Consider the following 20,957-nt stretch of genomic DNA (forward strand, 5'->3'; position numbering starts at 1 on the left):
TTGAAGTCTAAAATTAATAATAGCCTTATTTATTTATATGATGATATGGCTAATTGATAATTTAATGCATAAAGGGCATAAAAAGGAGCATGAAAGCTCAATTTTGAGAAATAAAAAGGAGGTGAAAGAAATTTTAGAGTATAGTCTAATTGCAGTGGTAATGGTACTGATTGGACTAGGGGTAGGCTATTTTTTAAGAAAAAATATTGCTGAAGGAAAACTGAATCAAGCTGAACAAGAGGCTGCTCGCATCATTGCAAATGGTGAACGCACAGCTGAGTCTAAAAAGAAAGAAGCTTTATTAGAAGCGAAAGAAGAAATTCATAAGCTCCGTTCTGATGTAGAACGAGAAAATAAAGATCGTCGTTCTGAACTTCAACGTATGGAACGTCGTATTCTTCAAAAAGAAGAATCTTTGGATAAAAAATTAGACAATATTGAGCACAAAGAGGAAGCTTTACATCGCAAAGAAGCTGACTTAGCCCAAAGCCGTGAAAAGGTAGAAGCTTTGTATGAAAAACAAATGGCAGAATTGGAACGTATTTCTGGCATGACGTTCGAAGAAGCAAAAAATATCTTGTTAACGAATGTGGAACAAGAAATCCGTCATGAAACGGCGATTATGGTTAAGGAAATGGAGCAGCAAGCTAAGGATGAAGCGGAGAAGAAAGCGAAAGAAATTATCTCCTCTGCTATCCAACGTTGTGCAGCTGACCATGTAGCGGAAACTACCGTATCCGTAGTGGCATTGCCTAATGATGAAATGAAGGGGCGCATTATCGGTCGTGAGGGCCGTAACATTCGTGCACTCGAAACATTAACAGGTATTGATTTGATTATCGATGACACACCAGAAGCAGTTATTCTTTCCGGCTTCGATCCAATTCGTCGTGAAGTGGCTCGTATTGCGCTGGAAAAATTGATTGTAGATGGTCGTATCCATCCAGCTCGTATTGAAGAAATGGTTGGTAAAGCTCGTAAAGAGGTGGACCAAACTATTAAAGAGGCTGGTGAACAAGCGACATTTGAAGCTGATGTTCATGGCTTACATCCTGAAATTGTTAAGATTTTAGGCCGTTTGAAATATCGTACTAGTTATGGTCAAAATGTATTGAAACATTCCATTGAAGTATCTCATTTAGCAGGTTTAATGGCAGCTGAACTAGGCTGTGATGTAACTTTGGCTAAACGAGGTGGTTTGATTCATGATATTGGTAAAGCATTAGACCGTGAACTTGAAGGTTCTCATGTTCAAATCGGTGTTGATGTGGCTCGTAAATATCGTGAAAGTGCAGCAGTAATTAACTGTATTGGTGCTCATCATGGTGATGAAGAGTTCCAAACTGTAGAAGCTGTATTAGTAGCTGCCGCTGATGCTATCTCCGCTGCCCGTCCAGGAGCACGTCGAGAAACATTAGAAAACTACTTAAAACGTTTATCTAAATTGGAAGAAATCGCTGAATCCTTCGAAGGCGTTGAAAAATGTTTTGCTATTCAAGCCGGTCGTGAGATTCGCGTTGTAGTAAAACCGGATAAGATTGATGAAGCTGAGTCTACATTACTTGTTCGGAATATCGTAAAACGCATCGAGTCAGAACTTGAATATCCAGGCCAAATTAAGGTCGTAATTATTCGTGAAACTCGCGTTGTGGATTACGCAAAATAATATGCTATAAGCGATAAGTATAGGCTGCAATGTTTTCATTGCAGCCTATTGTTATCAAAGTTTCGGTAATTATATATTGCTATATACGGCGTATAGGAATCATCATTTACATTGCGTTGTAGATGATGATTCCTATGATTCGTATCAAGTTATTTATACTTTTTTAATAATTTAATTGATTGAAATGCTTTACAAATAGAGGATTTTTTATTTGTATATAGAATTAATATATATATGGGGAAGGAGGCGTTGGCTATGAGCCGATATTTTGAAAATGAGTTGATTGAACAAATCAAAGATGCTAATGATATCGTGTCAGTTGTATCCGAGCATGTAGCCTTAAAGAAACGCGGCAAGAACTATTGGGGTTGTTGTCCATTTCATAATGAAAAAACGCCATCCTTTAGTGTAGCCCCTGAAAAGGGTTTTTATTATTGCTTTGGGTGCCATGCATCAGGAAATGCTATTAAATTTCTTATGGAATTAGAGCATTTAACCTTTGTAGAAGCCCTAGAGCGGCTAGCTAATCGAGCTAATATTCCATTGCCAGAGGCGAAACTTTCACCTGAACAAAGAGCTAGAGATGAAAGACGCAAAAAACTGTATGAAGCTTCTGATTTAGCGGCTACCTTTTTCCATAACTGTCTCACTCAAACGTCTATTGGTAAAGTGGGATTAGATTATTTGAAAAAGCGAGGGCTCACACAAGAGACCATAGAAACATTTAAGCTTGGTTTTGCTCCTGATGGTTGGGATAAGTTATATCGTGCCTTTCATGAGCGTGGCATTGATGATTCCATTCTTTTAGAGTTGAATCTTGTCCGAAAGAACCAAAAGGGTCAATTTTATGATTTCTTCAGAAATAGAATTATGTTCCCCATTATGGATGGTAAAGGGCGAGTAGTTGCTTTTGGTGGACGCGTTATGGATGATAGTACACCAAAATATTTAAACTCTCCAGAGTCATCAATCTTTGAAAAAGGTAAACTCTTATTTGCCTTTGATAAGGCTTATAAATCTATTCGTGAGGAAAAACAAGCTATTCTTGTAGAAGGCTATATGGATGTTATATCCGCTCATAATCATGGTGTTACTAATGTAGTCGCATCATTGGGGACTGCTTATACAAGAGATCATGGGCATATCTTAATGAGGCAAGCTGAAGAAATCGTGTTAGCTTATGATATGGATGGTGCTGGTCGTCAAGCGGCTGCTAGGGCTATTGAATTATTGCAAAATACGGATTTTAAGGTGCGTGTCCTTGCCATGCCAGACGGTAAAGATCCAGATGATTATGTGCGTAATCATGGGGGACAGGCATTTAAGGAGTTAGTTGCTAAAGCTGTTAAACCTCTTGATTATCTATTAAGTGAGTCTTTGATTAAACACGATACAAATGATACAGAAGGGAAGCAGGCTGTTATGGCAGATGTTTTCCCATATATTGCAAATATAGATAGTCAAACACAGAGAGATGATGCTTTAAAAACATTGGCATTACCATTATGGCTTGATAATAGTACTATTTTTAGATATTTTAGAGATTATGTAAAAAAAGGACAAATTGAATTAGTGGATACTGCATCAACACCTTTGCCAACACAGGACTTACCAAAGGGGGATGCGGAAAAATTATTGTCCTTAGCTTTCACAGATGGCGAAGTATTACAACATATGATGAGCTATTTGCCATTAGAGGACTTTGAAAAAATTGAATATCGAGGTATAATAGAAAAGCTATTCACCTTGTATAAGTCCGAAGGTCGTCTAGATGAAACTGCAATTCAATCTGTTTTATCTTCTCAAGAATACGATATTTACTCTAGGTTGGTCGTCATGAGTGACGATGAATATAAGGTACAAGTGCCTGCATTAATCCGCAAGATAAGGCTCCATTCATTGCGTGAACAGTATAAAGCGCATTCAATTATGGCGGATCAATTAAAACGAGCAGGAGATTCGACGTTTATTAGCGAATTACATAAGTGTCAGGAAATACAGAATTTAATTAGAGAATGGTCTAAGTAAATCATTAATGGTTAAAAAGGAGAGCGCTGTGGCTAAGAAAGTACAAAAAAGTCAAATAGAGGAGATTGTTGAGCAACTTCTTGAAAAAGGCCGTAAGAGCGGTGTGTTGACACAATCCGAGATTTCAGATGCTCTTCATGAGCAGACGGAAATTACTGCGGAACAATTAGATGATATTTATACGACTTTGGGTAAATTGAATGTTGAGATTGTGGCAGATATTGATGCTGATGATACAGATAGTCATACAATTGAAACGGATGAAGATGAAGACGAAGTTTCTAGCGAGAAGAAAATTTCTATCGATTTAAGTGTTGATTCTGGTGTTAATATTGATGACCCTGTACGAATGTACCTAAAAGAGATTGGTCGCGTACCATTGCTTTCAGCTGACGAAGAAATCGTATTAGCTAAGCAAATCGAAGCTGGTGCACAAGAGGATGCTACATATAAAGATATTCAACTTAGCAAAAAGGCTAAGAAAAAATTGGTAGATGCTAACTTGCGATTAGTTGTAAGTATCGCGAAACGTTATGTAGGTCGCGGTATGTTGTTCTTGGATCTAATCCAAGAAGGTAACCTAGGTCTGATTAAAGCGGTAGATAAATTCGATTATACTAAAGGTTATAAATTTTCGACGTATGCTACATGGTGGATTCGTCAAGCGATTACGCGTGCTATTGCAGACCAAGCTCGTACGATTCGTATTCCTGTACATATGGTAGAAACAATTAATAAATTGATTCGTATTTCTAGACAATTGTTGCAAGACAAAGGTCGTGAGCCATTGCCAGAAGAAATTGCTGAAGGTATGGGAATTACTGTAGAGCGGGTGCGTGAAATTCAGAAAATCGCCCAAGAGCCAGTATCCTTGGAAACTCCGATTGGTGAAGAGGAAGATTCCCATTTAGGGGACTTCATCGAGGACCAAGATGCAATTGCTCCAGACGATGCAGCTAGTTATATTTTATTGCAAGAGCAGATTGAAGATGTATTTACATGCTTGACTGATCGTGAGCAACAAGTATTGATTTTACGTTTTGGGTTGAAGGATGGTAAGCCTCGCACATTGGAAGAAGTTGGTCAACATTTCAATGTAACAAGAGAACGTATTCGTCAGATTGAAGGTAAAGCGCTTACTAAATTGCGCAACCGCGGTAAACGTGATAAAATCAAAGACTTCTTATAAGATTTTGAATCTCTTAAGGGTTGTAATGCAGTGTTGTATAGCACTGTATTACAACCCTTTTGTGTTATAATAAAAAATGGTAATATCTTACAATAAAAAGCATTTTATGATAAGACTTACGTAATAGACAAGGGTTTCATGTAATAGCGATAAGTCTTATTTAATAGATATAAGTTAAACGCTTATGTAATAGATAGGAGATATAATGTTTACAGTTACTAAACGGTTAGAGGTGAGTGCATCTCATCAATTAAAACTAGATTATCCGAGTAAATGTCAAAATCTTCATGGGCATAATTGGATTATTACAGTTCATGCACGTTCTGAAGAGTTAGATCATAATGGGATGGTCATCGACTTTACGATTATTAAAGAAAAAATTCATGGTCGATTGGACCATCGCCATATCAACGATGTACTAGGCGATATAAATCCTACTGCGGAGAATATGGCAAAATGGATCGCTGATGAATTGGGCCCAAAATGCTTTAAAGTAGAGGTTCAAGAATCTGAAGGGAACACAGCTATTTATGAACGTGATTGAGATTTTTGCCTCTATTGATGGGGAAGGTAGTCGGCAAGGCTTGCTGACTACATTTTTACGCCTTCATGATTGCAATATTCGCTGTTCCTATTGCGACACGACTTATAGCTACGGCATTGATAGTGTTTTCACAGAGATGACTGTAGCTGAGGTGGCTGATGTTATTGAAAGCTTAGGCAATCATCGCATTACTATTACTGGTGGGGAGCCTCTATTACAAGAAGCTGCTGTTGTAGAGTTAATTGATGAATTAAATCGTCGGAAGGCTTTAAAGATACAAAACAGTCCATCAAGTCAAAGTGATTTAATTCGTATTAATGATGTAGATAAAGATGTAGATAAACGAGAGAGGCCTAATAATAGTCCTTATGATTTCAATATTGAAACAAATGGCACGATTATACCGAGCTTTCATAGAGATAATGTGTGGTTTACCTACGATTATAAAACACCGTCCTCTTTAGCCGAAGAGTCTATGAATATAGATATATTCAAGGTGGCTACAGAACGTGATTTGATTAAGTTTGTCGTTGGTTCTCCAGAAGATTTGGATTGTATGCGTCGCATAATTAGTAAATATTCTACAGTGGCTCAAATATATGTATCGCCTGTATGGGGACAGATTGAGGCGGCATCGATTATCGATTATATGAAAACATATAATTTGCAGAATGTACGATTCCAACTGCAAATCCATAAATTTGTCTGGGATCCAGATGCAAAGGGTGTATAGTATTGTTAGGCTGTGTAGTATCAGTATCTTTTCTATGGTATGATATGAGGCCTGATGAAATCTTGATATAAAGGGGTAAATATGGATACAAAAAAAATAGAATCGCTTATATATCAGTTGTTAGAAGCATTAGGTGAGGATCCTAATCGGGACGGTTTGTTAGAAACACCGAAACGGGTGGCTCAAATGATGGAAGAGGTATATGAAGGCATTCAGTATACAAATGCTGAGATTGCAGAAATGTATGGTAAGACCTTCGCTGTAGATACAAATCAAATGGTAGTAGTAAAGGATATTACTTGCTTCTCTCATTGTGAACATCATATGGCATTGATGTATAATATGAGTATCAGTATTGGGTACATTCCAAAAGGTCGTGTCATAGGTTTATCTAAGATTCCCCGCATAGCTGAAATGTGCTGCAAGCGTTTACAACTACAAGAAAAAATTGGTGAAGATATTGCGGAAGTAATTTCTTTAGCGACAGGGTCTGATGATGTTATTGTGCACATTACATCGTCTCACAGCTGCATGAGTGCACGAGGTATTAAATCTACAGATAGCCAAACGACTACACTAACTACTAAAGGCGTATTTAACGAAGATCATATGATTCACCGTTTTATGCTAATGAAACAGTCTTAAGATTTGAGTTGCCTTGACTAAATGATAGTCTATTCGGTATAATTAATAAGCTAGAAACTAACTGAGGGCCTATAGCTCAGGGGTAGAGCAACCGGCTCATAACCGGTCGGTCCCTGGTTCGAACCCAGGTGGGCCCACCATTATGTTGATATCCACCGTCCTTGAGATTTCAAGGGCGGTTATTTTTATATGTAACTCATTTTGAGGCAACATAATAGATATTATTTCAGAATAGTATTGTATTTAGACATATATAAACGAGAACAAATAAGTAAGAAAATAATCAAGAATTAGTAATTACGAATAAATAATTAGTGATAGTAGAGGAAGTTATGGAACCTAGACCTATGATGGACCGCCTAGAAGCGGTATTCTCAATCGTACCAAAGGCTCATGCCATTGCCGATATCGGTACCGATCATGGCTATTTAGCGGTAGAGCTCATCAACCGTCAACGCGCTGAATATGTCATTGCCGGTGATGTACATAAAGGTCCGTTAGAGTCTGCAAGATCATATGTTGAGTCTTGTGGACTAGCCGATAAAGTAGATTGTCGTTTAGGCGATGGTCTTAAAGTGACAGAAAAGGGCGAGTTGAACGGCGCCATTTGTTGTGGTATGGGTGGATTTTTAATGCGGGATATTGTAGATGCAGGCCCAGAACCATTAGAGTTCTATGTACTCCAACCACAGAATGGACAAAAAGAATTACGTCAATATATGGTTCAAAAGGGATATGTTATCGTTCTAGAAATCATCGTAGAAGATGCTGGTAAGCTCTATACAGCATTTTTAGCCGTGCGCAATGATTGCGTGGAAGCTTATACAGGTATGACTGAATATGTAGATATTTATCAATCGTTACCGGAAGACTCCTTGTTGTGGTCTGTAGGGGCTTTATTGGAACAAGATAGACCACCACTTTGGATGAAATATATAGAGTATTTAATATATCAACGACAATGTGCATTAGATGATATGACAGAGAAATTAAATCATACTGATAAATATCAGGATTTAGAGCAGGAAGTTAATTTTCTTCGTAATCTTTTAGAGAATAAATAGAAAGAAGTGAGTTGTATGATAACGGTTCAACAAGTTATTACCTTGATGGAGCAATTAGCACCGCATTCGTATGCAGAGTCTTGGGATAATGTAGGTTTAATGGTGGGCGATCGGAATGTAGTTGTTACAGGTGTAGTGACTACGTTAGACGTAACAGAAGAAACCGTAGAATATGCTATTGAACAAAATTGTAATTTAATTGTTAGCCACCACCCATTAATCTTTAAAGGATTGAAACAGATATCATGTGATACTGCTCAAGGGCGTACGATTAATAAGCTGATTCAACATAAGATTGCCGTATATAGTGCTCATACAAATCTTGATATCGCTCCAGGCGGTCTCAATGATATGTTGGCGAAGCAATTGGGACTTATTGATATTAAGGGCTTCATTAAAACTGGTGAAGAGGCGCTTTATAAGGTGACCACCTTTGTACCTGAAAGCTCGGCTGATGAGGTTCGTTTGGCGATGGGCGATGCAGGGGCAGGCCGAATTGGCAATTACAAGCATTGTAGTTTCAGTATCCATGGGGAAGGTCGCTTTGTTGGTAATGAAGATTCTCATCCTGTCATTGGGGCAGCTGGCGCTTTGACAGTGGTTCCTGAGGTACAAGTGAATGCTATCGTTGATGGTACGTATTTAAGCAAAGTCGTAGCGGCTATGAAAGCTGCTCATCCATATGAAGAAGTTGCTTATGAGGTTTTGAATATAGTCGAGCCTACTAGTTCAACTCAATATCTAGGACGGGTAGGTCGCTTGCCTAATGCATTAAACTTAGATTCTTTCCGTGAATGGGTACAAGAAGCGTTGCCTGATGCTAACATTCGTTTTGCTGGTATTGTGCCGAAAGCGATTCAATCCATTGCTCTATGCTCTGGTGCAGGTGCAGAATTTATTAAGGATGCTGCCCGGTTACATGTAGATGCCTATATTACAGGTGATGTGAAGTATCATGAGGCGCAAATGGCTAAGGAATTAGGCTTACTCGTAGTTGATGCGGGGCATTTTGGAACTGAGTCTATAGTGGCATATGGTTTACGTGACTATTTAATCTCTGCAGGGCTTACTGTTCCTGTGAAAGCTTTCACAGAACAAAATGATTTCTTCTTTGTGTAATGATGCATTTTCTTGCAACAAATTGTTAGCTATGATAAACTGAATTGAAGCAAGTATGAAAGACGGTTGCGAGTCTATAAGACTCGAGGAAAGTCCGAGCTCCATAGGGCAGGATGCCAGATAACGTCTGGCGAGGGTAACCTTAGGGAAAGTGCCATAGAAAAGGAAACCGCCACGTAAGTGGTAAGGGTGGAAAGGTGAGGTAAGAGCTCACCAGCAGTCTGGTAACAGGCTGGCTCGGTAAACCCCATCCGGAGCAAGACCGAATAGGGAAGGGTTAAGGGTGGTCCCGCCTACCTTCCGGGTTGTGTCGCTCGAGCGTGCAGGCGACTGTACGCCTAGAAAGATAATCGTCACCGCGCAAGCGGAACAGAACTCGGCTTATTGATTGCTTGCTTCTATATTTAACATATAATTGATAGTATATAAGATTGTAGATCTTTGTTAGGAGAACTTCATGGCAATTACAGCAATTACTAGTGTACAAGAATTTGATGAGAAAGTGCTTGGCGCTAAAGGTTTAGCTATTGTTGATTTTTGGGCTGGTTGGTGCGAACCATGCACTGTTATGCGCCCAGAGATTGAAGACGTAGCAGAGCGTTTAAAAGGTCAAGTAGAATTCTTTAGTGTTAATGCAGAAGATAAAAATCTTCGCGGTATTTTGTTAAAAGAAGATGTTGATGGTATTCCATCCTTAGTATTCTTCCGCGATGGCAAAATGCTCGATTCCCTTGTGGGCTATAAAAAAGCAGATATGCTTGAGTCTCTAATAAAGGAAGTTATCTGATTAATTAATAACTAGGAATTCTTAGGAAATGAATAACATGAGGCTGTATATAAGGAAAGTTAATTTCTTATATACAGCTTTTTTGTTAAAATTCATAGTTTTAAAAAATATTAAGTGATATAATAAAATAGTAGAAATATGATTGTCATCATGTTGGTTGAACTTCGTCAAACTGATAGAGGACGCTAATAAAATGATTTCCATCATAAACGTTGTAGTTTATTAAGTAATATGATTATATTGCGCAAAGTTGTTGTAAGGAGGCTATATTCCATGAAGAATCGTATAAATAGTTTGTGGACACTCTTCCAAGAACGCCGTTTGAGTCGACGAACATTTATGAAATCCTGTGTAGCACTCACTGCTATTTTAGGACTACCTCCAACGATGTTAGACACCGTTGTTAAGGCTGCCGAAACAACTGAATTACCTACGGTGATTTGGTTGCATGGTCATGAATGTACTGGTTGTAGTGAATCTTTTATCCGTTCATCCTCTCCCTTTACTTCTGATGTTATTTTAAACATGATCTCTTTAGAATATGATGATACTTTGTCGGCAGCGTCTGGTGCACCATTAGAGGAACATTTAGAAAAAATCATCAAAGAAAAAGCTGGTAAATATATCTTGGCTGTTGAAGGTGGCGTACCACTTGATGAAGATGGTGTTTATTGTACAGTAGGTGGACGTACGTTTAAAGAATCCTTATTAGAAGCAGCTAAAGGAGCTGCGGCGATTATAGAATATGGTTCTTGTGCTTCTTGGGGCGGCATACAGGCGGCAAAACCAAATCCAACAAATACAGTTTCTGTATCTTCCGTTGTATCTGGCAAGCCAATTATCAAGGTTCCTGGTTGTCCTCCAATTCCAGAGGTTATGACTGGCGTAATCATGCACTATGCATTATTTGGTCAAATTCCACCTCTTGATTCTCAAGGCCGTCCTAAACAATTTTATGGCAATCGTATTCACGACACATGCTACCGTCGTGCCTTCTTTGATTCTGGACTCTTCGTTGAAAAATTCGACGATGATGCATCCAAATCTGGTTGGTGCTTGTACAAGGTAGGTTGTCGTGGACCTCAAACATATAATTCTTGTGGTAATTTACGTTGGTGGAATGGTTTGTCTTATCCAATTCAATCCGGTCACGGCTGTATTGGTTGCTCTGAAAAGGGCTTTTGGGATAATGACGTATTCTACAAACGATTACCAGATATTCCATTAGCTAATACCATCACAACTGCGGATACAATTGGTACAGTAGCTGCTGTTGGCGCTACTGCAGCGGTTATCGTTCATGGTGCAGCAACTCTTACGCGTAATAAAATTCTTGATATGAAAGAAGAAAAACGCTTAAAAGAACAAGGCTTATGGGATGAAGAGAAACATAATAATGGAGGAGGTCACTAATGAAACGCGTAGTAGTAGATCCGATTTCCCGTATTGAAGGTCATTTACGGGTTGAAATAAAAGTTGATGAAGCGAGTGGTAAAGTAGAGGATGCATTGTCTTCTGGTACTGCTTGGCGCGGTATCGAACTTGTTGCTAAAGACCGCGATCCTCGTGACCTTTGGGCGTTCGTACAACGTATTTGTGGCGTATGTACTACAACACATGCCTTGGCTTCGTTAAGAGCTGTTGAAGATGCAATTGGTATTACAATTCCTAAAAATGCAAACTATATACGTAATATTATGCATAGTAGTCTAGATGTGCATGATCATATCGTACACTTCTATCACTTACATGCCCTTGACTGGGTTAGCCCAGTAGCTGCTCTTAGCGCTGACCCTGCTAAAACCGCACAATTACAAAATGATGTATTGGCTACGTATAATGTGAGCAGTTTAGCACCTGCTGAAACAGCATCAAAAGACTCAGCCTATCCTAAAGAGTTCCCTAAAGCCACTACAGCATACTTTACGGCAGTACAACAAAAGGTTAAGAAAATTGTTGAATCTGGTCAATTAGGTATTTTTTCTGCTCAATGGTGGGATCATCCTGATTATAATTTGTTGCCACCAGAGGTTCATTTGATGGCCGTATCCCATTACTTGAATATCCTTGATCGTCAACGTGATATTGTAATTCCTCACGTTGTGTTTGGTGGCAAAAACCCTCATCCTCATTACATCGTAGGTGGCATGCCATGTTCTATCTCGATGAATGATATGAATGCGCCTATCAATACACAACGCCTAGGCGCTGTTGAACAGTCTATTGCGCTAGCTAAAGACTTAGTAGATAATTTTTATTTACCAGATTTACTAGCTATTGGCAAAATCTATGTAGAAAAAGGTATGATCGATGGTGGTGGTCTTGCTAAGAAACGCGTTATGTCTTATGGTGATTATCCAGATGATACATACACAGGCACTTCTAATGGTGACTATCATAAGAAATGTATTGTTCGTTCCAATGGCGTTGTTGAAAACTTTGCGTTAGGCGTAGATAAAGCAACATTTATCCCATTAGAAGGTAAAGATTTTATGGATCCTCAATACCTTAGTGAAGAGGTTGATCATTCCTGGTTTACATATCCAGACGGAACAAAAACACTTCATCCTATTGAAGGTGTTACTGATCCTAAATTTACGGGTCCTAAATCTGGTACAAAAGAAAAATGGGAATTCCTTGATGAAGATAAAAAATACTCTTGGATTAAATCTCCAACTTTCAAAGGTAAAACTGCAGAGGTTGGTCCATTAGCAAAATATATTGTTGTGTATACAAAAGTAAAACAAGGCATAATCAAAGACCCAACTTGGGCTGAATCTATGATTGTTCGTCAAATAGATACAGTATCACAAGTATTGGGTGTACCAGCTCATGTATGGATGACTACTATGGTGGGACGTACAGCATGTCGTGGCCTTGATGCACAAGTGGCAGCAAATATTAGTCAATACTTCTTTAACAAACTTGTATCTAATATCAAAAATGGTGATACTACAGTAGCAGATATGACTAAATTTGAGCCAAACACATGGGATAAAGATGCTAAAGGTGTTGGTCTTGTAGATGCGCCTCGTGGTGGTTTGGGTCATTGGATACATATTAAAGATGGACGCTCTGCAAACTATCAATGTATCGTACCATCTACATGGAATGCGTGCCCTAAAACTGCAGCTAATGAACATGGTGCCTATGAAGATTCCATGATTGATACACATGTAAAAATTGCAGATAAACCACTTGAAATTTTGAAGGTAATTCACTCCTTTGATCCATGCCTCGCATGTGCAACCCATTTATACAATAAAAAAGGCGAAAAAATTGTTTCCGTCAATACAGATGCATTGTGTAAATAAAGGGTGGTGGGCTTATGTTAATACATACTGACAAAAAGGCGTATGTCGTATTTAGTCTATGGCTGCGCATATTCCACTGGACTATGGTGCTTAGTGTAACGGCTTTATTCTGGACAGGACTATATATTGGTGATCCAGGCTTTGCTGCGATTACGGGTAACCCTGAACCAACTTTTGCTATTGATGGCTGGTTCTCTATGGAAACTATGCGGCGTATTCATTTCATTGCAGGTGTTATCTTAACATTCTCCTTTATCTTCCGTTTTGCAGGCGCTCTTTGGAACCGAGGGGATAGATTATTACCTAAATTCCGTCAAAAACGGTATTGGTACGGTCTTAAAGAAACAACATTGCACTATTTAATGATTCCTCAAAAACATGAACATCATTGGCTTCGTAATTCTTTAGCTAGAACTGCGTATATGATGGTATACATTATGTTCTTCTTTGAAATCTTAACGGGTTTTGCAATGTATTCGATGGTTAATCCTAATGGTATTCTAGGAACTTTATTTGCACCAGTGATTACATTATTTGGTGGTGAATATAAAGTCCATGTTATCCATCACTACATTGCGTGGGGATTCTTGTTCTTTACTATTGTTCACGTGTATATGGCATTTCGAGAAGACGTTATGGAGGAATCCGGCGAAGTATCTGCTATGGTTTCGGGCATGAAATATTACGCTCATGACCCAATTGATATTGAAGACCTCAATGGTAAACGTCGTCGTGGGGAACGTATTGATAAACCATCTGGTACTACATATCGTCCAAGTGATCCTAATGATCCTAGAGAAAGAGAATTACAAGAAAATGACTAATACAAGTACTGATATCATCAGTGGCTTGGAACAATACGCGGACTCAGAGGGTCCGCGTATTGATTTAAATAGCCTTTATGATGATGGAGATAATGAAATTGTCCTACTTGGAGTCGGTAATATTTTGCTTACCGATGAGGGATTAGGTGTTCATGTAGTAAAAGAATTGAAAGAATCTTTCACATTTACACCTCCGATTTCCATTATTGATGGTGGCACTATGGGGATGGAATTACTCACGTATATGCGTGGTATGAAGAAAATTCTTCTTGTAGACGCTATTAATGGTGGAGATGCTCCAGGAACTATATATGAATTTCCTCATAAGGAATTGGAACAATATTTTACGGAACATATTTCTGTACATGAAGTAGGAATGCAAGATATTTTACGCATCCGTGCTATTCAAGAAGATCCATTAGAAGATGCAGTGGTTATTGGTGTAGAACCGGAATCATTGGAAATTGGTTTTGAACCTAGCGAGCCGGTACAATGTGCCTTGCCTGAGGTTAAAAAACGTATTTTGCATGTCCTACGAGAATGGGGCGTAACAGTTGAGCCTAAAGCATAAAGTGGAAATTTCATATAATGTATAGATAGCTTATAGAATGTAAAGATAGTTTCTGTATAGGAGTATTTATGATTGAAAATTATGGTAATGTTCGCGCCGTTTTAAATGAGTTGCGTTTGGCTCTAAAGAATTTGCGTGAAAATGGTGAGACATATTCGATTTATATTGAAAAAACAGGTTTAACAGAGGAAGAACAAGTTGAAGTATTAGAAACACTTGGACGCGGTTATATTACGATTAACTTTAATGAAACTGATCAACCTGTAGAATGGTATGAATCACAATTTTCTGGAATCTGGATTGGAACTTATAAAAATGGTCGCGATGATTCCATTTTACATACAGTAGAGGTCGCTAAATATCCAGTTGTAGCTGGTGCTTATATAGAAGATATGGAACTGGCGGAGGAAGATTTACAATCTTGGATTGATGCTGCTGGATTATAGTAAAGGAGACCCTTAACGGGTCTCTTTTTCATGAAAGATAGATGAAATTAGGCGTTTTTGATAATTTTATGATAAAAATTCATATATATTTTTGATTAATAGTTGATAAAGCCAGAAATAATCATATTTATTTCTATATTAATAAAATAAATATTTTTTATAAATTACTTTATTAAGTAGTTTTACGAATAAATTCATATGAAATTAATTCGTTTAGCTTATATAAAGGATAAATGAAGTGTTTCATTGGTGTTTTACAGAGAAATAGCTTATTTACTGGCTTTATAAACATTATTAGGCCTATTGTTAACCTTTAGCATTTGCCTTAATTTACTAATTAACATAAAATATGTGAGTAAAATACTTTGGAGGATTTATGTTACTTTCTATTGTAGTGCCTGTATATAACGAAGAGGAAAATATAGCGAACTTTTATAAAGCTGTAACTGATGTTATGTCAGGTCTCACGTATGATTATGAATTAATCTTCGTGGATGATGGATCTAGTGATTCGTCAGCTATGATACTGCGTGAAATTGCATTCAATGATAAACATGTCAAAGTGTTATTGCTGGCTCGTAACTTTGGGCATCAAACGGCACTTACATGTGGACTTGATTATGCTCATGGCGATGCAGTCATTACAATGGACGGTGATATGCAGCATCCACCTGCATTGATTCCTGAACTAGTTCGGTTGTGGGAATCAGGGTATGACGTGGTGCGTACCATACGCGATTCAACTGATGACGCTAGTTGGGCTAAATCTTTCACATCTAAGTATTATTACAAACTGATGAACAAAATGGCCGATGTTCCTATTGTTGAAGGTGGGTCCGATTTCCGCCTCATGAATAGTAAAGCATTGGGCACGTTGAAACGATTCAGAGAACATGGTCGATTTTTGCGCGGTATTGTCGGCGCCTTAGGGTACAGACAAGCAGAGTTGCACTTTGTGGCACCACCTCGATTTGCAGGTGTCTCAAAGTTTAGTGTGCGTAAAATGATTCGATTTGCTCTCGATGGTGTAACTGCTTTTTCAAGGGTGCCTTTACGGGCCGCCTTGTATGTAGGAGTACTTTGTGGTGGAATGAGCTTTTTGCTCATTTTACATCTTTTGTATGTATATCTTACAGGACAAGCTTTGAATGGGTGGACAACCTTGGGCGTATCAATCTTGTTTATTGGTGGAATTCAACTCGTCGGACTGGGAATTATTGGCGAGTATGTAGGTCGTATTTTTGAAGAGGTAAAGCAACGGCCTTTGTATTGGGTTAAGTCAGCTATAAATTTTGAAGAGCATGAAGAGGCTCCGTTACTCGGACCAAGTAGTGCAGATGTTTTTATGGCACCAGAGGCTTATACTAACAAAAGCAAAGAAGACTAGCTGTATTTGTGAATGCAAATAAATAGACGGTTAGTATATTTTGAATAAATAACTTACTTTAAAAGTTTTTTGGAAAGGAAGCATATGAAGTCAAAATATAGTAAGGTTAAAATAACGGCATTAACATTAACTTTTGTGTGTGCCACAACAGCCATGGTTGGCGCAACAACATTACAATATGGTGATAAGGGCAAAAGTGTTACAGCGGTTCAACAACAACTAATTAAACACGGCTATAATGCTACAGATAAAAATGGTGTATATGGTAAGGAAACGAAGTGGGCAGTTCGTCTGTTCCAACAAGATCGTGGCCTTCCGGTGGATGGTATCGTAGGCCCTGCTACGTATAATGCATTGATGGGTGCTCCTCGTTCTACGAAGGCAGTATTGACCCAAAATGCAGCGACTAAAGCAGTAGCAACGAAATCCGCTTTTACAAACAGTAATGCGACATCCCGTCGTATCGCTGGTCATTCCATTAATGGCAAGAACGTTAAATTAAACAATATTACGAAAAATGAAACACCTAGTAGCATTCACGCAATCTTGGCAGAAGCTGACAAATACCGTGGTGTACCATATGTATTTGGCGGTACAACTCCAAGTGGATTTGACTGCTCCGGTTATGTTAAATATGTATTTGAAAAACAAGGTATTTCTTTACCGCGTTTGGCAGATGAACAGTATAACGTAGGTGTTGAAGTTTCTCGTGCGAACTTGAAAGCAGGGGATTTGGTATTCTTCGAAACTTATGAACCAGGTCCATCTCACTCCGGTATTTATATTGGCGATGGCAAGTTCATCAGCGCCACTTCCAGTCGTGGTGTTGCAGTAGCAGACCTTGATACTGGCTATTGGGGCGAACGCTACATCGGCGCAAAACGCGTTGTACGCTAATTTAATAACTAGCTATAAAAGAGGCTATACGAATCAATTTTGTTTTGTTGATTTGTATAACCTCTTTTTATGTTTATTATTTATGATTTAACTAGCATTGACTAAATTTGACCTTTACTTTTATTGTAAAAAATATGGCTTTAAAATTATATTTTTTACGGTTTGCTTGAATTGGTGTGAAAGTGCGTAAATTCCGCATAATCTCAATGTTTTTAATAGATTTTATATCGTTTTTGAGTTATAATGAAGAGTAAATAATTTTAGGAGGAATATACACATGAAGGGTAATGAACTGCGTCAAGCATACTTGCAGTTTTTTGAAAGTAAAGGACATTTAAAATTAGATAGTTTTTCTCTTATACCAGAAAACGATCCGTCTTTGTTATTGATCGGGGCAGGTATGGCGCCATTAAAGCCTTTCTTTACAGGTAAATTGGTACCTCCTTGTCATCGTATTACAACAAGCCAAAAATGTATGCGTACTGGTGACCTTGAAAATGTAGGCCGCACAGCTCGTCACCATACATTCTTTGAAATGCTTGGTAACTTCTCCTTCGGTGATTACTTCAAAAAAGAAGCGATTCACTGGGCATGGGAGTTCTTAACTGAGGTTATTAAACTCGATAAAAATAGACTATATGTCACTGTATATCCAGATGACCAAGAAGCGTATGATACATGGCATAATGATTGTGGTGTAGAGGAAAGCCATATTACACGCCTTGAAGATAACTTCTGGGAAATTGGTGAAGGCCCATGCGGCCCTGATAGTGAAATCTTCTTCGACCAAGGTCCTGAACATGGTTGTGATGATCCTAATTGTGCACCAGGTTGTGACTGCGATCGCTATCTTGAAATCTGGAACTTAGTATTTACTCAATTTAATAAAATGCCAGATGGTTCCTATGAACCATTACAACACAAAAACATTGATACAGGCGCTGGTCTTGAACGATTGGCTTCCGTATTACAAGGTTGTAAAACAAACTTTGAAACTGATTTGATTTTCCCTATTATTGAAGCTACTGCAAAACGGGCTGGTGTGAAATATAACGAAGATCCAAATACAGATGTTTCTTTGAAGGTTATTGCTGACCATGCTCGTGCTGTCACAGCATTGATTTCCGATGGTGTGTTACCGTCTAATGAAGGTCGTGGCTACGTATTGCGTCGCATTTTACGCCGTGCCGTACGTCATGGACGTTTACTTGGTATCGAAGGTATCTTCTTAACATCTCTTATTGATGTAGTCGTAGACATTCTAGGACCTGGTATTAAATCCATCGCTGAGAAACAAGATTTCGTTAAACGTGTTGTACAAAACGAAGAAGAACGCTTTAACCAAACATTGGAACAAGGTCTTGAGTTGTTAAACTCTTTAATTGATACATTAGCTGCTGAAAAAGCAACTGTTGTTCCTGGTACAGAAGTATTTAAACTATATGATACATATGGATTCCCTTGGGAATTAACAGAGGAAATAGCTTCTGAACGGGGCTTTACAATAGACCATGAAGGTTTTGAAGCTGCTATGAAAGAACAACGTGAACGCGCTCGTGAAGCTCGTGTAAAAGAAGATGCGAAGGTAGCAACACCAGACATTACATTCTTGAAAGATGAAGAACTTGTTGAAGATGAAGCAGAAACTGCATCCTCCGTATTGATGCTTGGTAAAGGTTCTGAACGCTTACAAACAGCAGCTGACGGCGATGAAATTACTGTTATCGTACGCACTACTCCTTTCCATGCTGAAGGGGGCGGTCAATTAGGTGATACAGGCTTTATCGTGGGCCCAATGGGTAAGGTAGAGGTTCATAATACAAAACGTTTACCAGAAGGCACTGTATATCATATCGGTACTGTTATAGAAGGTTCTATCTCTGAAGGTGATGATGTAACGCTTGAAGTGGATACAAATCGTCGCGCAGCAATGGCCCGTAACCATACAGCAACACACTTGTTACATGCAGCATTGAAAAAAGTTCTTGGCGAGCATGTTAACCAAGCTGGTTCTCTAGTAACTCCTGATTACTTGCGTTTTGACTTCACTCATTTTTCCCCTGTAACACAAGAGGAACTTGATCAAATTGAAGCACTTGTAAACGAAGAAATTTTAAAAGCTACGGACCTAGCTATCGCTGAAATGTCAATGGACGAAGCAAAAGCGAAAGGTGCGATGGCACTCTTTGGTGATAAATATGGCGATGTAGTTCGCGTTGTAGAGGTTCCTGGCTTCTCCGTTGAATTATGTGGTGGTTCTCATGTAGGCAATACAGCTTTCATTAGTTCCTTCCGTTTAACATCTGAAGCTGGTATCGGTTCTGGTGTACGTCGTATTGAAGCGATTACAGGTCGTGCAGCTCTCGATGCAGCAAAACAAGATCGTTTGACTATTGAACGCATGGCAAGCGAGCTTAAAACTAAAGCTCCTCAAATAGAAGAACGCTTACATCAAGTGTTGACGGAAGCTAAGGACACAGCGAAAGAATTAGAACAAATTCGCAAAGAGTTATCTGCAGCTGGTGCGGCTGATATCATCGCTGGTAAAGTTGTGGTAGGTGACGTTGAATTTGTTGGCGCAGCTGTAAAAGCGTCCTCCATTGATGAATTACGTGATTTAGCTGATATGGGCCTTGATAAATTGAATGGCTCTGGTGTGGTTCTTGTAGGCGCTGCTATGGGCGATGATAAGGTAAACTTTGTTTGTAAAGTTTCTAAAGATGTCGTTGCTAAAGGTGCAAAAGCAGGTAATATTGTTAAAGCCGCAGCTCAAGTAGCTGGAGGTAATGGCGGTGGCCGTCCAGATATGGCACAAGCAGGTGGCAAAGAGCCAGCTAAATTAATGGAAGCATTAAAAGCTGGTGGTGAAGCCTTAAAATCTATGTTACAATAGGCATATAATTTTATAATTATACTTGTTTCTGTTATAGAAATTTTTTATAATGCATAAAAAGTTACTGACTTTGTAGCTTTAATTCAAGTATAATAGTAGGTGAGATTTCACTTGTATAGTGAAATCTGCCGATGTAATAAAAAGGAGGGATACGATGAACGTTTCAGATGAAACCATGTTATTCCGTAAAGTAGACGATGAACCGATGACAGCTGAAGAGGTGCTTACGCGTGTTTATCAATCTATTCAAGAAAAAGGTTACAATCCAATAAATCAAATCTTAGGGTATCTAATCTCTGGAGATCCTGCGTACATAACAAGTTATAATAATGCGCGTTCCGATATCCGTCGTTTAGAACGTGATGACTTGATTGAAGAATTGTTGAAAGAATACGCAAAGGCTAAACAACTATAATGAGAATTATGTCATTAGATGTAGGCAGCCGTACTATTGGTATTGCCTGTAGCGATGCACTGCTCATGACTGCACAAGGTATTGAAACCATTCGTAGAACATCTCTAGAAAAAGACTTTAATCGCTTACAAGAACTCATTTCTGAATATGAAGTACATGAACTTGTGGTAGGTATGCCGAAAAATATGAATGGTACAAAAGGTGAACGGGCTGAAAAGACTGAAGAATTCGTTGCAAAGATGAAGGAAGTCATCGATTTACCTGTTACATATTGGGATGAGCGGTTATCTACTGTTATGGCTGAACGTCAACTCATTGCGGCTGACGTGAGCCGTAAAAAGCGTAAATCTGTTATTGATAAAATGGCAGCGGTTGTAATTTTGCAAGGATATTTAGATCGCTTGCAGTTTAATAAATAAGTATTTTTCTTTAAGG

19 protein-coding genes, 1 tRNA gene and 1 other RNA gene are annotated in these 20,957 nt (G+C 38.6%); all 21 read left to right on the top strand.

Annotation, left to right across the window (positions count from 1 at the left end):
• Positions 1 to 64: 64 nt before the first annotated feature.
• The 21 genes from rny (at position 65) to ruvX (ending at position 20,941) form a co-directional block, all read left to right on the top strand.
• Positions 65 to 1,666 (top strand): ribonuclease Y, encoded by a 1,602-nt coding sequence (rny, locus tag DWV85_RS00920; protein WP_004696400.1) that lies wholly within the window; start codon positions 65 to 67, stop codon positions 1,664 to 1,666.
• Positions 1,667 to 1,921: 255 nt separating this feature from the next.
• Complete coding sequence (gene dnaG, locus DWV85_RS00925; RefSeq protein ID WP_004698524.1) at positions 1,922 to 3,694, top strand: DNA primase; 1,773 nt, start codon at positions 1,922 to 1,924, stop codon at positions 3,692 to 3,694.
• A gap of 28 nt (positions 3,695 to 3,722) precedes the next feature.
• Positions 3,723 to 4,883, top strand: coding sequence for an RNA polymerase sigma factor RpoD (gene rpoD / locus DWV85_RS00930; RefSeq protein WP_004696398.1), 1,161 nt, complete (start codon positions 3,723 to 3,725; stop codon positions 4,881 to 4,883).
• Between the two features lie 205 nt (positions 4,884 to 5,088).
• On the top strand, positions 5,089 to 5,427 hold the full coding sequence (queD, locus tag DWV85_RS00935; RefSeq protein ID WP_004696395.1) for a 6-carboxytetrahydropterin synthase QueD: 339 nt from the start codon (positions 5,089 to 5,091) through the stop codon (positions 5,425 to 5,427).
• Positions 5,414 to 6,160 carry a radical SAM protein gene (locus tag DWV85_RS00940; protein WP_123137831.1) on the top strand — a complete coding sequence of 249 codons (747 nt, stop codon included), beginning with the start codon at positions 5,414 to 5,416 and terminating at the stop codon, positions 6,158 to 6,160. The genes queD and DWV85_RS00940 overlap by 14 nt, the downstream gene beginning before the upstream one ends.
• Before the next feature lie 81 nt (positions 6,161 to 6,241).
• Positions 6,242 to 6,805, top strand: a complete 564-nt coding sequence (gene folE, locus DWV85_RS00945; RefSeq protein WP_123137832.1) for a GTP cyclohydrolase I FolE — start codon at positions 6,242 to 6,244, stop codon at positions 6,803 to 6,805.
• A gap of 65 nt (positions 6,806 to 6,870) precedes the next feature.
• Positions 6,871 to 6,945, top strand: a tRNA-Ile gene (locus DWV85_RS00950).
• Between the two features lie 192 nt (positions 6,946 to 7,137).
• Entirely contained in the window at positions 7,138 to 7,869 is a 732-nt protein-coding gene (locus DWV85_RS00955; RefSeq protein ID WP_123137833.1) for a class I SAM-dependent methyltransferase, read from the top strand.
• A 15-nt stretch (positions 7,870 to 7,884) separates the two neighbouring features.
• Positions 7,885 to 8,988, top strand: a complete 1,104-nt coding sequence (locus tag DWV85_RS00960; RefSeq protein WP_123137834.1) for a Nif3-like dinuclear metal center hexameric protein — start codon at positions 7,885 to 7,887, stop codon at positions 8,986 to 8,988.
• Positions 8,989 to 9,037: 49 nt separating this feature from the next.
• An RNA gene (rnpB, locus tag DWV85_RS00965) (RNase P RNA component class A) lies at positions 9,038 to 9,388 on the top strand.
• Positions 9,389 to 9,445: 57 nt separating this feature from the next.
• Positions 9,446 to 9,775 carry a thioredoxin family protein gene (locus DWV85_RS00970; protein WP_004698670.1) on the top strand — a complete coding sequence of 110 codons (330 nt, stop codon included), beginning with the start codon at positions 9,446 to 9,448 and terminating at the stop codon, positions 9,773 to 9,775.
• Positions 9,776 to 10,048: 273 nt separating this feature from the next.
• A complete protein-coding gene (locus tag DWV85_RS00975; RefSeq protein WP_060919169.1) occupies positions 10,049 to 11,188 on the top strand; it encodes a hydrogenase small subunit in 1,140 nt (379 codons plus the stop codon).
• Entirely contained in the window at positions 11,188 to 13,089 is a 1,902-nt protein-coding gene (locus DWV85_RS00980) for a nickel-dependent hydrogenase large subunit (RefSeq protein ID WP_123137835.1), read from the top strand. The genes DWV85_RS00975 and DWV85_RS00980 overlap by 1 nt, the downstream gene beginning before the upstream one ends.
• Before the next feature lie 14 nt (positions 13,090 to 13,103).
• Complete coding sequence (cybH, locus tag DWV85_RS00985) at positions 13,104 to 13,913, top strand: Ni/Fe-hydrogenase, b-type cytochrome subunit (RefSeq protein WP_004698529.1); 810 nt, start codon at positions 13,104 to 13,106, stop codon at positions 13,911 to 13,913.
• The gene (locus DWV85_RS00990; protein ID WP_060919167.1) at positions 13,906 to 14,484 is read left to right on the top strand and encodes a HyaD/HybD family hydrogenase maturation endopeptidase; all 579 of its coding nucleotides are present in this window, start codon (positions 13,906 to 13,908) and stop codon (positions 14,482 to 14,484) included. Before cybH ends, DWV85_RS00990 begins: the two co-directional genes overlap by 8 nt.
• A gap of 68 nt (positions 14,485 to 14,552) precedes the next feature.
• Complete coding sequence (locus tag DWV85_RS00995) at positions 14,553 to 14,930, top strand: hydrogenase expression/formation C-terminal domain-containing protein (RefSeq protein ID WP_060919166.1); 378 nt, start codon at positions 14,553 to 14,555, stop codon at positions 14,928 to 14,930.
• A gap of 376 nt (positions 14,931 to 15,306) precedes the next feature.
• Entirely contained in the window at positions 15,307 to 16,317 is a 1,011-nt protein-coding gene (locus DWV85_RS01000; RefSeq protein WP_004696372.1) for a glycosyltransferase family 2 protein, read from the top strand.
• Between the two features lie 84 nt (positions 16,318 to 16,401).
• On the top strand, positions 16,402 to 17,214 hold the full coding sequence (locus tag DWV85_RS01005; protein ID WP_004696370.1) for an NlpC/P60 family protein: 813 nt from the start codon (positions 16,402 to 16,404) through the stop codon (positions 17,212 to 17,214).
• A gap of 277 nt (positions 17,215 to 17,491) precedes the next feature.
• Positions 17,492 to 20,107, top strand: coding sequence for an alanine--tRNA ligase (alaS, locus tag DWV85_RS01010; RefSeq protein ID WP_123137836.1), 2,616 nt, complete (start codon positions 17,492 to 17,494; stop codon positions 20,105 to 20,107).
• Positions 20,108 to 20,261: 154 nt separating this feature from the next.
• Entirely contained in the window at positions 20,262 to 20,522 is a 261-nt protein-coding gene (locus DWV85_RS01015) for an IreB family regulatory phosphoprotein (protein ID WP_004696366.1), read from the top strand.
• Positions 20,522 to 20,941: a Holliday junction resolvase RuvX gene (ruvX, locus tag DWV85_RS01020; protein ID WP_004696363.1), complete on the top strand. Its 420-nt coding sequence runs from the start codon at positions 20,522 to 20,524 to the stop codon at positions 20,939 to 20,941. Before DWV85_RS01015 ends, ruvX begins: the two co-directional genes overlap by 1 nt.
• Positions 20,942 to 20,957 lie beyond the last annotated feature (16 nt).

The organism is Veillonella sp. AF13-2 (genome assembly GCF_003603295.1).
Taxonomy (GTDB): Bacteria; Bacillota; Negativicutes; order Veillonellales; family Veillonellaceae; genus Veillonella; species Veillonella parvula_E.